The organism is Nocardioides lianchengensis (assembly GCF_900101465.1).
In the GTDB taxonomy this organism is placed as follows: domain Bacteria; phylum Actinomycetota; class Actinomycetes; order Propionibacteriales; family Nocardioidaceae; genus Nocardioides; species Nocardioides lianchengensis.
Map to the genome: position 1 here is coordinate 115,179 of NZ_FMZM01000005.1, position 15,354 is coordinate 130,532.

Below are 15,354 nucleotides of genomic sequence, written 5' to 3' on the forward strand. Positions count from 1 at the left end.
GGCACGACGGGTTTCGAGGCTCAGGACTTCGTCCCTCGCACCTCGACCAGCCTCGAGTCCGGTGGCCCTACCTCGTGGTGCTGTCCGGGAAGGCGATGACGGACAGGAACCGGATGGGGAGCTCGATCAGGGCGGTCGGACCGTGGGCGCCCTCGCCGTCGAACTGGAGGGAGTCGCCGGGCTCGAGGCGATAGACGGTGCGGCTGTGGCCGTAGTCCATGACGCCCTCGAGGAGATGGATGAACTCGGTGCCGGGGTGCTGGAAGAGGGGATAGGTGTCACTCGTCGCGGTCAGCGTGACCATCAGCGACTCCAGCCGCTTGTGCTGGCCGCGCAGCGCGCCGAGCAGCTCGTAGTCGTGGCCGGCCTGGGTGCCCTCGCGGGCGATCCGCGGCCCCTGGCCGGCCGGGGTGTGCACGGCCTCGCGCTCGCCGTCGGCGTCGCGGAAGAGCGAGGTGACGGGCACGTCGAGACCGAGGCCGAGCCGGGTCAGGGTGGCCAGGCTGCAGGAGGTCTGCGAGTTCTCGATCTTGGACAGCATCGCCTTCGAGATGCCGATCCGGTCCGCGGCGTCGGCCACCGACAGGCCGGCCTGGAGGCGCAGGGCCCGCACGTTGCGCGCGATCGTGTCCTCCAGGCTGCTCTCCGGGGGTGGCTGCGAGGGATCGCGACGGCGGGCGGTGCCGGTGGTGTTGCGGATCAGGCGGCGGCTCACTGGCCCGCCCCGACGCCGGTCGTCCGGCCGGCGCCCCGGAAGGCGAACCGGGGCTCGGGCGCGGCGCCGTCGACCAGGTCGGCCAGCAGCACGCCGAGCAGCGGCGCGAACTTCGCCCCGTGTCCCGAGCAGGGCGAGGCGATCACGACCGGTCCGACCCGGTCGAGCACGAAGTCGCCGTCGCCGGTCATGGTGAACAGGCAGCTCGCCTCCTCGGTGGGGTCCGGGTCGAGGCCGGGCAGGTGCTGCTCGACGTACGTCCGGACGACGCGGCGCGCCCGGTCGTCGATCACCCCGTCGCGGGTGGAGGCGGTGGTGGCGGACTCGCTGTCGAACTGCCCGATCTTGTACGACGGCGCGGGCCCGCCGTCCCGCGGGCCGGAACCGAGCATGTAGAGCTCGACCCGCCCCTTGTCGACCAGCGTCGGCCAGGCCGCGGACGGGTCCCGGTGCGCGAAGTGGAAGAGCTCCTGCTGCTTGACCCACAGCGGCGGCAGCGTCGGGGCGACCGCGAGCCCCCCGAGCAGCTCCGGCAGCCAGGCGCCCGCCGCGACCACGACGGCGTCGGCGTGGGCCGACCAGCCCTCGGTGTGCACGACCACCCCGCCGGCCGCCGGCTCCAGCCGGGTCAGCGCGGTCAGCGCGGTCCGCTCGTGCAGGTCGGCCCCGGCGGCCACGGCCAGGTCGACGCAGGCGCGGACGGTCGCGTCGGCGTCGAGATGGCCGGCGTCGGGGTGGAACGCGGACTCGCCGGCCAGCTCGATGCCGGGCCAGCGCTCGGTGACCTCGGCCGCGCTCAGCAGCTCGACCGGCAGGCCGGTGGCGGTGAGCAGCTCGAGCACGCCACGGGCCCGCTCGGTGCCGGTGTCGAGGCCGCCGGTGACGGTGCGCAGCGGGACGCCGGCGTCCGCCTCCAGGCGGTCCCACTCGTCGGCGGCCTGGCCGGTGAGTCCGACGTAGAAGGGGTCGAGGTAGGCCCGGCGGTAGATCCGCGACGACCCGTGCGAGCTCCCGTGGACGTGGCCGACCGCGTGCTGCTCCAGCAGCAGCACCGACCGACCGCGCGCGGTCAGCTCGCGCGCGGCCGCTGCGCCGGCGAGGCCGGCCCCGACCACGCAGACGTCGTACCGACGGGAGGGCTCAGAACCCACTCGTCGTCCCCGGGATCCAGGAGGTGCCGGCGAGCGGCACCCGGGCCATCGCGGCGGCCTCGAGGGTGATCGCCACCAGATCCTCCGGCTCGAGGTGGGTGACGTGCGCCTTGCCGCACGCCCGGGCGATGGTCTGGGCCTCCATGGTGAGCACCCTGAGGTAGTTGGCCAGCCGGCGTCCAGCCAGCACCGGGTCGAGGCGGGCCGCGAGCTCCGGGTCCTGGGTGGTGATGCCGGCCGGGTCGCGGCCGTCCTGGTAGTCGTCGTAGAAGCCGGCGGCCGAGCCCAGGGCCTCGTACTCCGCGGCGTACCTGGGGTCGTTGTCGCCGATCGCGACCAAGGCCGCCGTGCCGATCGCGACCGCGTCCGCGCCGAGGGCCAGCGCCTTGGCGACGTCGGCGCCGGTGCGGATGCCGCCGGAGACGACCAACTGCACGCCGTCCGGCCTGCGGTGCACGCCGAGCTCCTGCAGGGCCTGCACGGCCTGGGGGAGGGCGGCCAGGGTGGGGATGCCGACGTGCTCGATGAACACGTCCTGGGTGGCGGCGGTGCCGCCCTGCATCCCGTCCACCACCACCACGTCGGCGCCGGCGTGCACGGCCAGCTTCACGTCGTAGTAGGTGCGGGTGGCGCCGACCTTGACGTAGACCGGCTTCTGCCAGTCGGTGATCTCGCGCAGCTCGGCGATCTTGATGGTCAGGTCGTCCGGCCCCGTCCAGTCGGGGTGCCGGCAGGCGCTGCGCTGGTCGATGCCCTCGGGCAGGGTGCGCATCGCCGCCACCCGCGGGCTGATCTTCTGGCCGAGCAGCATCCCGCCGCCGCCGGGCTTGGCCCCCTGGCCGAGGACCACCTCGATCGCGTCGGCCTTGCGCAGGTCGTCGGGGTTCATGCCGTACCGCGACGGCAGGTACTGGTAGACGAGGTGCCTGCTCTGGCCGCGCTCCTCCGGGGTCATGCCGCCGTCGCCGGTGGTGGTCGACGTGCCGACCTCGGAGGCGCCGCGGCCGAGCGCCTCCTTGGCCTGGGCGGACAGCGCGCCGAAGCTCATCCCGGCGATGGTGACCGGGATGTCGAGGTGCAGCGGCTGCTCGGCGTACCGGCTGCCGAGGACGACGTCGGTCCCGCACGACTCGCGGTAGCCCTCCAGCGGGTAGCGGCTCATCGACGCCCCCAGGAAGAGCAGGTCGTCGAAGTGCGGGAGGGCGCGCTTGGCGCCCCAGCCGCGGATGTCGTAGACGCCGGTCGACGCCGCGCGCTGGATGGCGTGGATGGTGGCCCGGTCGAAAGTGGCGGACTCACGGAGGCCGTGGCTGGCGTGGTTCATCGGTGGTCCTGTCAGTACGCGTTGTCGCTGTGGAAGTGGTAGAGCCCGCGGGCCGAGCCGTAGCGGGTGTACGACGCGGGGTCGTCGTCGTACCCGGCGCGGGCGAGGAGGTCGCCGAGCTCGGCGAGGTGCTCTGGACGCATCTCCTTCTCGACGCAGTCGGCGCCGAGGGAGGCGACGCGACCGCGGACGTAGAGCCGGGCCTCGTAGATCGAGTCGCCGAGCGCCTCCCCGGCGTCCCCTCGTACGACGAGCCGCCCGGCCTGGGCCATGAACGCGCTCATGTGGCCGACGCTGCCGCCCACCACGATGTCCACGCCCTTCATCGAGATGCCGCACCGCGCGGCCGCGTCGCCCTCGACGACCAGCAGCCCGCCGTGCGCCGTGGCGCCCGCGGACTGCGAAGCGTTGCCGCGGACCCGGACCGAGCCGCTCATCATGTTCTCCCCGACGCCCACGCCGGCGGTGCCGTCGACGACCACGTCGGCGAGCTGGTTCATCCCGGCGGCGTAGTAGCCGCAGTGACCCGCGATCGTCACCTGCAGGGGAGTGGTCAGCCCGGCCGCGACGCTGTGCGCGCCACGGGGGTTGGTCACCGCGACCTCGCCGGCCGTCATCTCGTGCAGGGCGCGGTTGACCTCGCGCAGCGACAGGGTGCCGAGGTCGAGCTGGGTGCTGCTCATCGTGTCCATGCGTAGATCCGTTCCGGCTCGGGCTCGAACAGGTGGGCGCCCTCGACGCCCGGGAGGTGGGCGAGGGCGCGGTACTCCGACGCCATCGCCACCCACGCGCCGGTCTCGGCGACCACGGCGGGCTTGCAGGCGATCGCGTCGCGGACGACCGCGAACGAGTCGCGGTTCGAGACGAGCAGCGTGTAGAAGCCGTCGAACTCGGCGCACAGACCCTTCAGCGCCGTCTCGACGTCGAGGCCGTCGGCCAGCGCTTGCGCGACGTAGCGGGCGCCCACCTCGGTGTCGTTCTCGCTGTCGAAGACGACGCCGCGGGCACGCAGCTCGCGCCGGATCGTGGCGTGGTTGGCGAACGAGCCGTTGTGCACGAGGCACTGGTCGGGGCCGACGGCGTACGGGTGCGCGCCGGACGGCGTCACGGCCGACTCGGTGGCCATCCGGGTATGCCCGACGCCCTGCCAGCCCTGCGCCTCGGCGAGGCCCCACTGCGCGGCGAGCGCCCGCGGGTGGCCGACGTCCTTGAGCACGGTCAGGTCCTCCCCGAAGCCCGCGACCAGGGCCTCCGGCGCGGCCGCGCGGACGGCGGCGAGCAGCGGCTCGACGTCCCCCGGCGCGTGCACGACGTACGTCGACCCCAGCGGCAGCACGCTCACCTCGGCACCGGTCGCCGCGGTGAGCGCGGTCGCCAGCTCGTCGGCCGGCGCGGACGCGTCCAGCACCGACACGGTCGCGTGCCCGGGTGGGGACCAGCGCGGGTCGCCGTACACGGCGACGCCGGCGGAGTCGGCGCCCCGCTCCTCCATCTCGCCGAGCATCCCGGTCAGCAGCTCGCCGAGCCGGGGGAACAGGTCGGGGTCACGCAGGTGCAGTCCCACGATGCCGCACATCAGAACGCCTCCAGGTAGTGGTCGATCTCCCAGGGGGAGATCTGGCTGTGCCAGGTGAAGAACTCGGTCCGCTTCAGCTGCGCGAAGTACGACGCCACGCCGTCGCCGGCCGCGTCGAGGACGCCGGTCAGCACCGGGTCGGCCTCCAGCGCCTCGACCGCGTGCAGCAGGGTCAGCGGCAGCGGCTCGCTGCTGGTCGCGCCCGGGTCGCCCGGGTCGAGCGCCCGCGCGACGCCGTCCAGGCCCGCGCCGACCGCGCCGGCGATGGCCAGGTAGGGATTGGCCGACCCGTCGCCGCCGCGCAGCTCCACCCGCTGGTCGTCGGGCACCCGGACGTAGTGCGTGCGGTCGTTCCCGCCGTACGTCGCCCGCCGCGGTGCCCAGGACGCGCCCGAGGCGGTCGTGAGGGCGCCGGTGCGCTTGTAGGAGTTCACCGTCGGCGCCAGCACCGACTGCAGCGCGCAGGCGTGCTCGAGGACGCCGGCGACGAAGGAGTACGCCGTCGGCGACAGGCCCAGTCCGCGAGCGTCGTCCGCGCCCGGGAAGACGTTGGACCCGTCGCGCTGCAGCGAGACGTGCAGGTGCAGGCCGGTCCCGGTCCGGTCGCCGAACGGCTTGGGCATGAACGTGGCGGTCATGCCCTGCTCGGCGGCGAGGACGCTGAGCAGGTAGCGCAGCGTGATCACCCGGTCGGCGGTGGTGAGCGCGTCGGCGTAGGCGAAGTTCTGCTCGAACTGGCCGTTGCCGTCCTCGTGGTCGTTGGCGTAGTTGCCCCAGCCGAGATCGTTCATGGCCCGCGAGATCGTCGTCAGGTGGTCGTACATCCGGGTCACGCCACGGGCGTCGTAGCAGGGTTGGGCGGCGGTGTCGGCCGGGTCGGCGGTGCGCAGCCGACCCTGCTCGTCGCGGTCGACCAGGAAGTACTCGACCTCGGCGCCGACGTACGGCGCCAGCCCCTCCTGAGCGGCCCGCGCGAGCACCGCCTTCAGGATGTTGCGCGGGGCGAACGGCCACGGCCTCCCCTCGACGTGCGGGTCGCAGTGCACGATCGCCAGGCCCGGCTTCACGAAGGGGACCGGCGTGAACGACGCCGGGTCGGGGATGGCCATCAGGTCGGGGTCCTTCGGCTCCTGGCCGATCGCGCCGACGGCGTACCCGGCGAAGCCGACGCCCTCGGTGGCCAGCGCGTCGACCGCCTCGACCGGCACGAGCTTGGCGCAGGGCTTGCCACGCAGGTCGACGAAGAGCGCGAGGAGGAACGTCGTCCCGCTCTCGCGGGCGAGGGTCTGGAGGTCGGTCATGCTGTTCCTTGTCTACTACGAAGAATCAACAACCACGGAGAGTGGACCTGCGGGGCCGAGAAAAGCGGCCGCCCGGAGGCGGCCGCTTCTCGGAGCGTCAGACCAGGTCGTACGCCGGGTCGCGGTGCGACTTGGCGTCGATGCCGGCCTCCTCGTCCTCCGGGGAGATCCGGATGCCGATGGTGGCCTTGAGGGCCAGGGCGATGGCCGAGGTCACGATCAGCGTGTAGGCCAGGACCGCGACGACCGCCGCGGCCTGCCGGCCGAGCTGCTCGAGGCCGCCGCCGTAGAAGAGGCCGTCGACACCGCTCGGCATGTCGGCGTTGCCGACGAGGCCGATCATCAGGGTGCCGATGATGCCGCCCACCAGGTGCACGCCGACCACGTCGAGCGTGTCGTCGTAGCCCAGCTTGTCCTTCAGGCCGATCGCGAGCTGGCACAGGCCGCCGGCGACCAGGCCGACCACGATCGAGCCCATCGGCGAGACCGCGGCGCAGGACGGGGTGATCGCGACCAGTCCGGCGATGGCGCCGGAGGCGGCGCCGATGCCGGTGGTGTGGCCGGTGCGCAGCTGCTCGACACCCAGCCAGGCCAGGACCGCGGCGCAGGTGGCGAGGAAGGTCGTCAGCATGACCACCGAGGACGCGTTGTTGGCGGCCAGGGCCGAGCCGCCGTTGAAGGCGTACCAGCCGGCCCACAGCAGACCCGCGCCGAGCAGGGTCAGCGGGACGTTGTGGGGGCGGGGGGCCTGGCCCCAGGTGGCGCGCTTGCCGAGGATGACCGCGAGGGCCAGGGCCGCCGCGCCGGCGTTGATGTGCACGGCCGTGCCGCCGGCGAAGTCGATGGCCTTCAGGTCGTTGGCGATCCAGCCGCCGATGACGCTGCCGTCGGCGGAGTCGAACGCGAAGACCCAGTGCGCGACCGGGAAGTAGACGAGCACGGCCCAGATCGCCGCGAAGGCCATCCAGGCGCCGAACTTCATCCGGTCCGCGACCGCGCCCGAGATCAGGGCGACGGTGATGCCGGCGAAGAGGGCCTGGAAGACCGCGAAGAGCGCCAGGGGTACGGCGACCTCCCCGTCGGCGATCGCTTCCCCGAGGCCGGCGTACTCGGTGATGCTGCCGAGGAGCCCCGCGTCGCCGTAGGAGTTGCCGAAGACCATCGAGTAGCCGAAGAAGACCCAGAGGACGCCGACGACGGCGACGGCTCCGAAGGTCATCATCATCATGTTGATGCTGCTCTTGACGCTGACCATGCCGCCGTAGAAGAGCGCGAGGCCGGGGATCATCATCGTCAGGCCGATGATGCAGGCCAGCATGAAGGCAGTAGTGCCTGTGTCCATCGAGGAGTCCTTCGTGGTCGGGGCCTCCCGAGCGGCCCGGCAGATGTCTCCCCGTAGTTGACCGGGTCCACTTTGCGTCGACTTCGCAGTCGTGTAACAGCTGGATGAACCCGTACGACGACCGCCGCGACATCTGAGTGACGGGCGTCACGGTTCTCCACAGAGGCGTGCACAGGTCTGGACCGGATCCTGTGGAACGGGAACGGTTCCTGTGGAGGGGGGACCCGGTTCGGTGGAGGGGCCTGTGGAACCGCCGGAACGTCTTGTCGGGCCCGCTCGGGACCGCGTAGAACTCTCCTCACCAGCTCGGAACCGGCCGCAAGGCAGGGGAGGGGCCGGTGACCAGGCAGGAACGAGGATCCGCACCACGAGGCAACTCGCGGCGTCGGCCCGGTGACGGGGACGGCGGGGTCGGAGGTCCGGTCGGGTCGGGGTGGGCGTCACCGTCTCCGCCCCACAGCGAGGGCCCCGTGACGCTCATACCGTCGCGGGGCCCTCCTTCATTTCACGCCTGGGCTCTCACTCGTCCTCGGGCGCCGGCTCGGGCGTCCAGGGCCGCAGCGCCGGGTCGTCCTCGGCGTACGAGCGCACCGGTCCGGCGGGTGAGGTCGCGGTCTCGAAGCGCACGGTCACCACGCCGCGGCCCGACCCCCAGACCCAGCCCCGGCCGAGCTCGTCGTGCTCGACGTCCATCCCGGGCGCCCAGGTGCGCCGCGAGTGGTGGGGGATCTCGATCTCGGGCAGCTCCGGCTCCTCCTCGGCGGTGTCGCCGAACAGGTCCTCCTGGACCCAGTCGGCCAGTCCGGAGACCCCGACCCCGAGCAGGCGCACGCCCCCGGAGGTGTCGAGGTCGGTGAGCAGCGAGCGGGCCAGCCGGGCGATGGTGCCGGCCGCGTCGGTCGGCGAGCCCAGGGTGCTCGACCGGCTCAGGGTCGTGAAGTCGTGCAGGCGCACCTTGATCGACACGGTGCGGCCCGACAGCCCGCTCTTGCGCAGCCGGGCCGCGACCTCGCCGGCCTGGCGGGTCAGCAGGCCCTCCATCAGCTTCCGGTCGGTCAGGTCGGTGTCGTAGGTGCCCTCCACGCTGACCGACTTGGCCTCGCGCTCCGGCACCACCGGCCGGTCGTCGAGCGCGCGGGCGAGCTGGAAGAGCCCGCCGCCGTGGGCCTTGCCGACCAGCCGGACCAGCTCGTCGAGGTCGACCTGCTCCAGCTCGGCGACCGTGTGGATGCCGGCCCGGCGCAACCGCTCGGCGGTCGCCGGTCCGACGCCCGGGAGGACGGTGACGTGCATCGGGCGCAGCAGGTCCTGCTCGGTGCCCGGCGGCACCACCACCAGGCCGTCGGGCTTGTCGAGGTCGCTGGCCACCTTGGCGATGAACTTGGAGGTGCCGACGCCCACGGAGGCGGTCAGGCCACGGGTGGCCTCGGTGACGCGGCCGCGCAGCTCCTCGGCGAAGGCGGTGACCGTGGCCACCTCGAGGTCGGGCAGGTCGGCCTGCTGCAGGTCGACGAAGGCCTCGTCGAGCGAGAGCGGCTCGACCAGCGGGCTGACCGAGCGCAGCAGCCCCATCACCGCCCGGCTCGCCTCGCGGTAGGCGTGGAACCGGCCGCTGAGGAAGGCGGCGTGCGGGCAGCGGGACCGGGCCTCGCGGGTGGACATGGCGGAGCGGACGCCGTACCGCCGGGCCTCGTAGGAGGCGGTCGAGACCACGCCCCGTCCGCCGACCCCGCCGACGACCACCGGCTTGCCGCGCAGCGAGGGCTTGTCGCGCTGCTCGACCGCCGCGAAGAACGCGTCGAGGTCGAGGTGGAGCACGGAGGCCTGGACACGCACGCACGGACCGTACTCCGGGCCACCGACCGTCCACAGGCGCGCCTCCGGACGGCCTTCTCCACAGGCCTGTGCGGCCCCGGCCTGGCTGTCCGTGCGCCCGGGGAGCGTCCCCGGCATGACGACACCGACCCCGACCCGCCTGACCGCCCGCACCTCCGAGGACCTGCTCGCCATGGTCCCGGTCGTCCTCGGCTTCCAGCCGGCCGACTCCGTGGCGCTGCTGACCTTCGGCGCCGCGCGGCCGTTCCACCCCCGCATCGACCTGCCGGCCTCGCCCACCGAGGACGCCGACATCGTGCAGGCCCTGCTCGAGCCGGCGCGCCACCACGAGGTCGCCCGCGTCGCCGTGGTCGTCTACGCCGCGCCGTCCCGAGCGACGACGGTCCACCGGCTCGGCGGGCCGCTGGTGCGGGCCTTCCAGCGCGCCGGCATCGACGTGGTCGACGCGCTCTGGGCCGACGGCGAGCGTTGGCACCCGCTGCTCGGACGACGTGAGGGGGTCCCCGAGGAGGGCGTCCCGTACGACGTCTCGAGCCACCGGTTCACGGCGCAGGCCGTGCTCGACGGTCGGGCCCTGCTCGCCTCGCGCGGCGAGCTGGAGCGGGTCCTCGACCCCGATCCGGACGGCACGGCCCTCATCGCCTCGCGGTTGGCCCGCCCGGTGCGGGCCACCGGCTCGGCCGTGGCGGCGGCCGTCGCTCGCCACCTCGACGCCGGTCGCCTGCCCGACGGTGTGCTGGCGGCGGTGCTCCTCGGCATCCGGAACCCCGCCGTGCGCGATGCCGCGTGGGTGCCGGTGCGGCGCGCCGTCGCGCGCGACCACGTCCGACTCTGGACCGACGCGGTCCGCCGCGCGCCCGCGGAGGTGCGCGGGGGAGCGGCGGCCGTGCTCGCGATGGTCGCGTGGATCTCGGGCGACGGCGCCCTGGCGTGGTGCGCGATCGACCGGTGCCAGCAGGTCGACCCCGACAACTCGCTGGCCCGGCTGGTGGCCGAGGCGCTGCAGCGGGCCGTGCCGCCCGACACGCTGGACGAGCTGCAGGAGGCCGGTGCCGTCGATCCGTGGTGGTGACCGGCGGCCCGCAGGGGTACTCCCGGGCATGAGCGGCTCGGGAACACCCCGCACGATCGGCCTCGAGGAGGAGCTGCTGCTCGTCGACCCGGCCACCCGGCGGGTCACCTCCCGCGCGACCCAGGTGCTGAAGGACTTCCACGATCGCGGTCCCGAGCGCACCCGTGCCACGGACGACCTCGACCCCGAGCTGTTCCGCCACCAGCTGGAGACCCGCACGGACCCGTCCGCCTCGACCGTGGACCAGCTCGACCAGGTGCGCGCGGCCCGCCGTACGGCGGGGGAGGCGGCTGCGGCCGGCGGGTTGGCGGTCGCCGCCTGCGGGATCGTGCCGAGCGCGCTCGAGGAGGCGGTGGTCTCGCCGGGGGACCGCTACCGCGCGATCGTCGACACCTTCGGCGCGGTCGCTCTCACCGGCGGCACCTGCGGCATGCACGTCCACGTCGACATCGCGAGCGATGCCGAGGGGGTCGGGGTCCTCGACCGGATCGGCCCGTGGCTGCCGGTCCTGCTCGCGGTCAGCGCCAACTCGCCCATCCACGACGGCCGCGACACGTCGTACGCATCCTGGCGCTCGCAGGTATGGGGCCGCTGGCCCAGCGCAGGTCCGACCGAGCAGTTCGGGTCGGTCGAGGGCTACCGGGCGGCGTGCGCCGCGCTGATCGCGACCGGGGCGGCGCTCGACGAGGGGATGCTCTACCTCGACGCCCGGCTCGCCGCCCACCAGCCCACGCTCGAGGTCCGGGTCGCCGACGTGTGCACCGACCCGCTCGACACCGTCCTGGTGGCCGCCCTGACGCGTGCGCTGGTCGAGACCCTCGCTCGGGACCACGCCGCCGGCACCCCGGTTCCGCCGTGGCGGGCCGAGGCGCTCAGGGCCGCTCAGTGGCGGGCCGCGCGGTACGGCGTCTCCGGCCGGCTGGTGCACCCGGAGCAGCGTGGGCTCGCGCCGGTGGCCGAGGTGCTGGCCGCCCTGGTCGAGCGGGTCCGCCCGGCGCTGGAGGAGGCCGGCGACGCCGACCTGGTGCGCGACGGCGTACGCCGGGTCCTGGCCGCGGGCGGGTCGTCGCGCCAGCGGGCCGCCCACGAGCGCACCGGCAGCGTCGACGGCGTCGTCGACGACCTCCTCGCGCGGACGCGCGCCTCATGGGAAGGGGCCTAGGGTTCCGGCATGGGTGAAGAGGTCGAGGCACAGGAGTTCACGCGCGCTGATCGCACCCGTCACCGCGAGAAGGTGCGGCGGTGCCTGGACGTGTTCGCGCGGATGCTGCGCGACGCGCGGTTCGACACCGACGACCCGATGACGGGTCTCGAGGTCGAGCTCAACCTGATCGACGAGGTCGGCGACCCCGCGCTGAAGAACGCGCAGGCCCTCGACGCCATCGCCGACCCCGACTTCCAGACCGAGCTGGGCCAGTTCAACATCGAGATCAACGTGCCGCCGGCCCGGCTGCGCGAGGGCGGGCTGGCCACGTTCGAGGCCAACCTGCGGCGCAGCCTCAACGACGCCGAGCACAAGTCCGCCGACGTCGGCGCCCACCTGGTGATGATCGGCATCCTGCCGACACTCGCTGACGGCCACATGGGCGTCCACAGCATCAGCGGCAATCCCCGCTACCGGCTGCTCAGCGAGCAGATCCTCGACGCGCGCGGGGAGGACATCTCGATCGAGATCGAGGGTGGCGCCGAGCGGCTGCGGACCACCGCCGACTCGATCCTGCCCGAGGCGGCGTGCACGAGCACCCAGCTCCACGTGCAGACCTCGCCCGACCAGTTCGCCGCCTACTGGAACGCCGCCCAGGCGATCTCCGCGGTCCAGCTGGCGATCGGCGCGAACTCGCCGTACCTCCTCGGCAAGGAGCTGTGGCGCGAGACCCGGATCCCGCTGTTCGAGCAGGCCACCGACACCCGCAGCGAGGAGCTCAAGGCCCAGGGGGTGCGGCCCCGGGTGTGGTTCGGCGAGCGCTGGATCACCTCGGTCTTCGACCTGTTCGAGGAGAACGTCCGCTACTTCCCGGCGCTGCTCCCGATCACCGACGACGAGGACCCGCTGGCGGTGCTGGAGGGTGGCGGCACCCCCAACCTCTCGGAGCTGCGCCTCCACAACGGGACGATCTACCGCTGGAACCGCCCGGTCTACGACATCGCCGGCGGCGTTCCCCACCTGCGGGTCGAGAACCGGGTGCTGGCCGCCGGTCCGACGGTCGCCGACACGATGGCCAACGCCGCGTTCTACTTCGGTCTGGTGCGGGCCCTGGCCGAGAGCCAGCGGCCGCTGTGGTCGCAGATGTCCTTCTCGGCCGCCGAGGAGAACTTCCACGTCGCCGCCCAGCAGGGCATCGAGGCTCAGCTCTACTGGCCAGGCGTCGGCCAGGTCCGGGCCACCGAGCTGGTGCTGCGCCGGCTGCTGCCGCTGGCCCGGCACGGGCTGGCCGACTGGGGCGTCCCGACGGCCGAGGCCGACCGGCTGATGGACATCGTCGAGCAGCGCTGCCTGACCGGGGTCAACGGCGCCGAGTGGTTCGTGCGCCGGATGGGGAAGCGCGCCGGCCAGGACCGGTACGACGCGCTGCGCGCCACCCTGCTCGACTACCGCGAGCGGATGCACACCAACGAGCCGGTGCACACCTGGGACTGAGCCCGGTTCCACCCCCGGGTCAGCGGCGTCGCAGCCGCTTCCAGTGCCGCGCCGTGCCGCTGCGCGGGTCGCGCCAGCCGTGCCGGTTGACGATCACCAGCGTCAGCGGCCGTCCGGCCTCCCGGCAGGCCGCGAGGGCCGCGGCCAGCCACTGGGCGTCGACGTCCTGAAGGTCGAGCTCGCCCGGGCGGGTCAGCCACACCACCGGCTCACCGGCGCCGCCGACCGACGCCCCGGCCAGCATCGCGGCGACCACGTCGGTCCGTAGCGCGTGGTCGGTCTCGTCGGCGTCGAGCGCCAGGACCCGCTGCCGCCCGCCCGGCGTCCCGACGTGCAGCCGGGCCGGGAAGGACCGCCGCGGCTCGGAGGTGGCGTGGTCGAGGACCGCGCGCCGCAGCAGCGCGGCCAGCCGCGGCGCGAGCGGTTCGACGAGGCCCGGGTCCATGCCCCCACCCTGCCCGCGCGGCGCGGCCGGCGCCGCGCGCGTCCACAGGCCCCCATCGGGTACGGGAGTTCGATAGGTTGCGGAGACCGGCAGCGCTGCCGGCTGACGAAGGGATGTAAGCCGATGGGGACCGTGGTGGTCGGGTACGTGCCGAAGCCGGAGGGCGAGGCCGCCCTCACGAAGGCGATCGAGGAGGCGAGGCTCCGCGGCACCAAGCTGGTCGTCGTCAACTCCCACCGGGGCGGTCAGGACTTCGACGCCGACGCCGCCCGCCGGGCCGAGTCCGAGATGGACGCCGTCAAGGCCAAGCTGGACGCGGCCGGGGTGGAGCACGACCTGCGACAGCTGGTGCGCGGCTTCGAGCCGGCCGAGGACCTCATCTCGATCGCCGAGGCCAACGACGCCGAGCTGATCGTCATCGGCCTCCGTCGCCGCTCGCCGGTCGGCAAGCTGATCCTCGGGAGCAACGCCCAGCGGATCCTGCTCGACGCGCACTGCCCGGTGCTGGCCGTCAAGGCCGACTGACTCCTCACCCCGACTGGTTCAGTCCACCACCCCAGGTTCGGCCGAAGCAAAGCCCTTGACCTCCGGCGTTCGCCAGGATGACGGTCCCGGGCCGGGTCCGCACGTGACCGTACGGCGCCGGACGTCGACGGCTGGGGGGCCTGGGGTTGAGTCGTGCGCGCACGGACGCGACGGTGCTGGGCCTGCTGGCGACCGTCCTCTCGGTCGGGGCCCACGCCTACTTCCGTGACCTCGGGACGGTCCTCGGCTACAAGGACGCCGTCTCGCACCTGATCATCGGCCGCCGGGTCGTCGTCGGCCAGACCACCGGCTTCGGCCAGCTGGGCGGCACCTGCTCCCGCTGACCTGGTCACCGCCCAGGAGCGGGCCGCCATCGCCGTACGCCGCGACGCCGCCCGCGAGGCCGCCGCCTGCCGGGGCCTCCCGTCCCGCGCCGTTCCCCGGCCCGCCCCGACCGGCACGACCCCGGCGCCTTCGGGTCCGGCCTCGCCGGCTGAGCGCCGACCGGTCGCCCTGCGGCAGGATGGCGGCCATGGCGATCCACATCACCGGCGACGACGCCGCCGACCAGGTGCTGACCGACGACCCCTTCGCGCTGCTCGTCGGGATGATGCTCGACCAGCAGTACCCCATGGAGCACGCCTTCCGGGGTCCGGCGAAGGTGCTGGACCGCTTCGGCACGCTGGAGCCGGCGCGGATCGCGGCGGCCGACCCGGAGGAGTTCGCGGCGCTGTGCTCGACCCCGCCGGCGATCCACCGGTTTCCGGGCTCGATGGCCGCGCGGCTGCAGGAGCTCGCCCGCCTCGTCGAGGAGGAGTACGACGGCCGCACCGAGCGCCTGTGGACCGAGGCGACCAGCGGCAAGGACCTGCTGAGGCGGGTCATGGCCCTGCCGGGCTTCGGCAAGCAGAAGGCCCAGATCTTCGTGGCGCTGCTGGCCAAGCAGCTCGACGTACGCCCGGAGGGGTGGGACGCGGTCGTGGGGGACTACTCGCTGGAGGGTCACCGGTCGGTCGCGGACGTGGTCGACCCGGCGAGTCTGCAGAAGGTGCGGGACTTCAAGAAGCAGAAGAAGGCGGCGGCCAAGGCGCAGGCCGCCGGCTGAGCGGGTCAGGCGACCGACTCGAAGCCCCGCGGGTCGTCCGGCACGACGCGCTGGGCGTAGTGGACGACGTGTTCCACCTCGCGGGCCCGGGCCAGCTGCCAGCCGGCCTCGACGGCCGTGGACCGGCACGGGTACTCACCGACGACGGCACGCCCGGCGAGCACGACCCACCGTCCGTCGACCTGCATCGTCTCGATCCTCTGGCTCAACGGGTCCCCCCCAGGACTCAGCTGTGACTTCCGAACCCCGAGATGGGCGGCGAGTACCCACCCTGCCCATGCGTCACACGTGTGACGTCATCGGACGCCCGCGGAACGACGCGGC

The 15,354-nt window shown here is 73.6% G+C and carries 16 protein-coding genes; 6 read left to right on the top strand and 10 right to left on the bottom strand.

Annotated features, from left to right (window positions below):
- Positions 1–67 precede the first annotated feature (67 nt).
- The 8 genes from BLT76_RS10325 to BLT76_RS10360 all read right to left on the bottom strand — a co-directional run bounded on the left by BLT76_RS10325 (position 68) and on the right by BLT76_RS10360 (position 9,245).
- The gene (locus BLT76_RS10325) at positions 68–715 is read right to left on the bottom strand and encodes a helix-turn-helix domain-containing protein (protein WP_090854834.1); all 648 of its coding nucleotides are present in this window, start codon (positions 713–715) and stop codon (positions 68–70) included.
- Complete coding sequence (locus tag BLT76_RS10330) at positions 712–1,866, bottom strand: FAD-dependent oxidoreductase (RefSeq protein WP_090854837.1); 1,155 nt, start codon at positions 1,864–1,866, stop codon at positions 712–714. The genes BLT76_RS10325 and BLT76_RS10330 overlap by 4 nt, the downstream gene beginning before the upstream one ends.
- The gene (locus BLT76_RS10335) at positions 1,856–3,190 is read right to left on the bottom strand and encodes an FMN-binding glutamate synthase family protein (protein ID WP_090854840.1); all 1,335 of its coding nucleotides are present in this window, start codon (positions 3,188–3,190) and stop codon (positions 1,856–1,858) included. Before BLT76_RS10335 ends, BLT76_RS10330 begins: the two co-directional genes overlap by 11 nt.
- Before the next feature lie 11 nt (positions 3,191–3,201).
- Positions 3,202–3,882, bottom strand: coding sequence for a GltB/FmdC/FwdC-like GXGXG domain-containing protein (locus BLT76_RS10340; RefSeq protein WP_170867016.1), 681 nt, complete (start codon positions 3,880–3,882; stop codon positions 3,202–3,204).
- Entirely contained in the window at positions 3,870–4,766 is an 897-nt protein-coding gene (locus tag BLT76_RS10345) for a class II glutamine amidotransferase domain-containing protein (RefSeq protein ID WP_090854843.1), read from the bottom strand. The genes BLT76_RS10340 and BLT76_RS10345 overlap by 13 nt, the downstream gene beginning before the upstream one ends.
- Positions 4,766–6,067 (bottom strand): type III glutamate--ammonia ligase, encoded by a 1,302-nt coding sequence (gene glnT / locus BLT76_RS10350; RefSeq protein WP_090854845.1) that lies wholly within the window; start codon positions 6,065–6,067, stop codon positions 4,766–4,768. The genes BLT76_RS10345 and glnT overlap by 1 nt, the downstream gene beginning before the upstream one ends.
- A 97-nt stretch (positions 6,068–6,164) precedes the next feature.
- Positions 6,165–7,409 carry an ammonium transporter gene (locus BLT76_RS10355; RefSeq protein WP_090854848.1) on the bottom strand — a complete coding sequence of 415 codons (1,245 nt, stop codon included), beginning with the start codon at positions 7,407–7,409 and terminating at the stop codon, positions 6,165–6,167.
- A gap of 519 nt (positions 7,410–7,928) precedes the next feature.
- The gene (locus BLT76_RS10360) at positions 7,929–9,245 is read right to left on the bottom strand and encodes a DNA polymerase IV (RefSeq protein WP_090854851.1); all 1,317 of its coding nucleotides are present in this window, start codon (positions 9,243–9,245) and stop codon (positions 7,929–7,931) included.
- Positions 9,246–9,360: 115 nt separating this feature from the next.
- On the opposite strand from BLT76_RS10360, the gene BLT76_RS10365 reads away from it, so the two are divergent.
- Genes BLT76_RS10365 through BLT76_RS10375 form a run of 3 tightly spaced genes read left to right on the top strand, consistent with a single transcriptional unit; the run spans position 9,361 to position 12,955 of the window.
- Positions 9,361–10,317, top strand: a complete 957-nt coding sequence (locus tag BLT76_RS10365; protein WP_090854854.1) for a DUF4192 domain-containing protein — start codon at positions 9,361–9,363, stop codon at positions 10,315–10,317.
- A 28-nt stretch (positions 10,318–10,345) separates the two neighbouring features.
- Positions 10,346–11,479, top strand: coding sequence for a carboxylate-amine ligase (locus BLT76_RS10370; protein WP_090854857.1), 1,134 nt, complete (start codon positions 10,346–10,348; stop codon positions 11,477–11,479).
- A gap of 9 nt (positions 11,480–11,488) precedes the next feature.
- The gene (locus tag BLT76_RS10375; RefSeq protein WP_090854861.1) at positions 11,489–12,955 is read left to right on the top strand and encodes a glutamate-cysteine ligase family protein; all 1,467 of its coding nucleotides are present in this window, start codon (positions 11,489–11,491) and stop codon (positions 12,953–12,955) included.
- Positions 12,956–12,974: 19 nt separating this feature from the next.
- Here the strand turns inward: BLT76_RS10375 and BLT76_RS10380 are convergent, their stop codons facing one another.
- Positions 12,975–13,400 carry a hypothetical protein gene (locus tag BLT76_RS10380; protein WP_090854864.1) on the bottom strand — a complete coding sequence of 142 codons (426 nt, stop codon included), beginning with the start codon at positions 13,398–13,400 and terminating at the stop codon, positions 12,975–12,977.
- A 123-nt stretch (positions 13,401–13,523) separates the two neighbouring features.
- Here BLT76_RS10380 and BLT76_RS10385 point away from each other — a divergent pair, with 123 nt between their 5' ends.
- From BLT76_RS10385 to BLT76_RS10390, 3 genes are all read left to right on the top strand, one after another.
- A complete protein-coding gene (locus BLT76_RS10385) occupies positions 13,524–13,925 on the top strand; it encodes a universal stress protein (protein ID WP_090854867.1) in 402 nt (133 codons plus the stop codon).
- Between the two features lie 146 nt (positions 13,926–14,071).
- Positions 14,072–14,269 carry a hypothetical protein gene (locus BLT76_RS25375; RefSeq protein WP_139175480.1) on the top strand — a complete coding sequence of 66 codons (198 nt, stop codon included), beginning with the start codon at positions 14,072–14,074 and terminating at the stop codon, positions 14,267–14,269.
- 188 nt (positions 14,270–14,457) lie between these two features.
- Positions 14,458–15,030, top strand: coding sequence for an HhH-GPD-type base excision DNA repair protein (locus tag BLT76_RS10390; RefSeq protein ID WP_090854870.1), 573 nt, complete (start codon positions 14,458–14,460; stop codon positions 15,028–15,030).
- A 5-nt stretch (positions 15,031–15,035) separates the two neighbouring features.
- Here the strand turns inward: BLT76_RS10390 and BLT76_RS10395 are convergent, their stop codons facing one another.
- Entirely contained in the window at positions 15,036–15,218 is a 183-nt protein-coding gene (locus tag BLT76_RS10395; protein WP_090854873.1) for a hypothetical protein, read from the bottom strand.
- Positions 15,219–15,354 lie beyond the last annotated feature (136 nt).

Bases quoted from the DNA above. Each gene is read 5' to 3' on its own strand.
- BLT76_RS10335 (WP_090854840.1), bottom strand. From the start codon at position 3,190: ATGAACCACGCCAGCCACGGCCTCCGTGAGTCCGCCACTTTCGACCGG.
- BLT76_RS10340 (WP_170867016.1), bottom strand. From the start codon at position 3,882: ATGGACACGATGAGCAGCACCCAGCTCGACCTCGGCACCCTGTCGCTG.
- BLT76_RS10345 (WP_090854843.1), bottom strand. From the start codon at position 4,766: ATGTGCGGCATCGTGGGACTGCACCTGCGTGACCCCGACCTGTTCCCC.
- glnT (WP_090854845.1), bottom strand. From the start codon at position 6,067: ATGACCGACCTCCAGACCCTCGCCCGCGAGAGCGGGACGACGTTCCTC.
- BLT76_RS10355 (WP_090854848.1), bottom strand. From the start codon at position 7,409: ATGGACACAGGCACTACTGCCTTCATGCTGGCCTGCATCATCGGCCTG.
- BLT76_RS10365 (WP_090854854.1), top strand. From the start codon at position 9,361: ATGACGACACCGACCCCGACCCGCCTGACCGCCCGCACCTCCGAGGAC.
- BLT76_RS10370 (WP_090854857.1), top strand. From the start codon at position 10,346: ATGAGCGGCTCGGGAACACCCCGCACGATCGGCCTCGAGGAGGAGCTG.
- BLT76_RS10375 (WP_090854861.1), top strand. From the start codon at position 11,489: ATGGGTGAAGAGGTCGAGGCACAGGAGTTCACGCGCGCTGATCGCACC.
- BLT76_RS10380 (WP_090854864.1), bottom strand. From the start codon at position 13,400: ATGGACCCGGGCCTCGTCGAACCGCTCGCGCCGCGGCTGGCCGCGCTG.
- BLT76_RS10385 (WP_090854867.1), top strand. From the start codon at position 13,524: ATGGGGACCGTGGTGGTCGGGTACGTGCCGAAGCCGGAGGGCGAGGCC.
- BLT76_RS10390 (WP_090854870.1), top strand. From the start codon at position 14,458: ATGGCGATCCACATCACCGGCGACGACGCCGCCGACCAGGTGCTGACC.
- BLT76_RS10395 (WP_090854873.1), bottom strand. From the start codon at position 15,218: ATGCAGGTCGACGGACGGTGGGTCGTGCTCGCCGGGCGTGCCGTCGTC.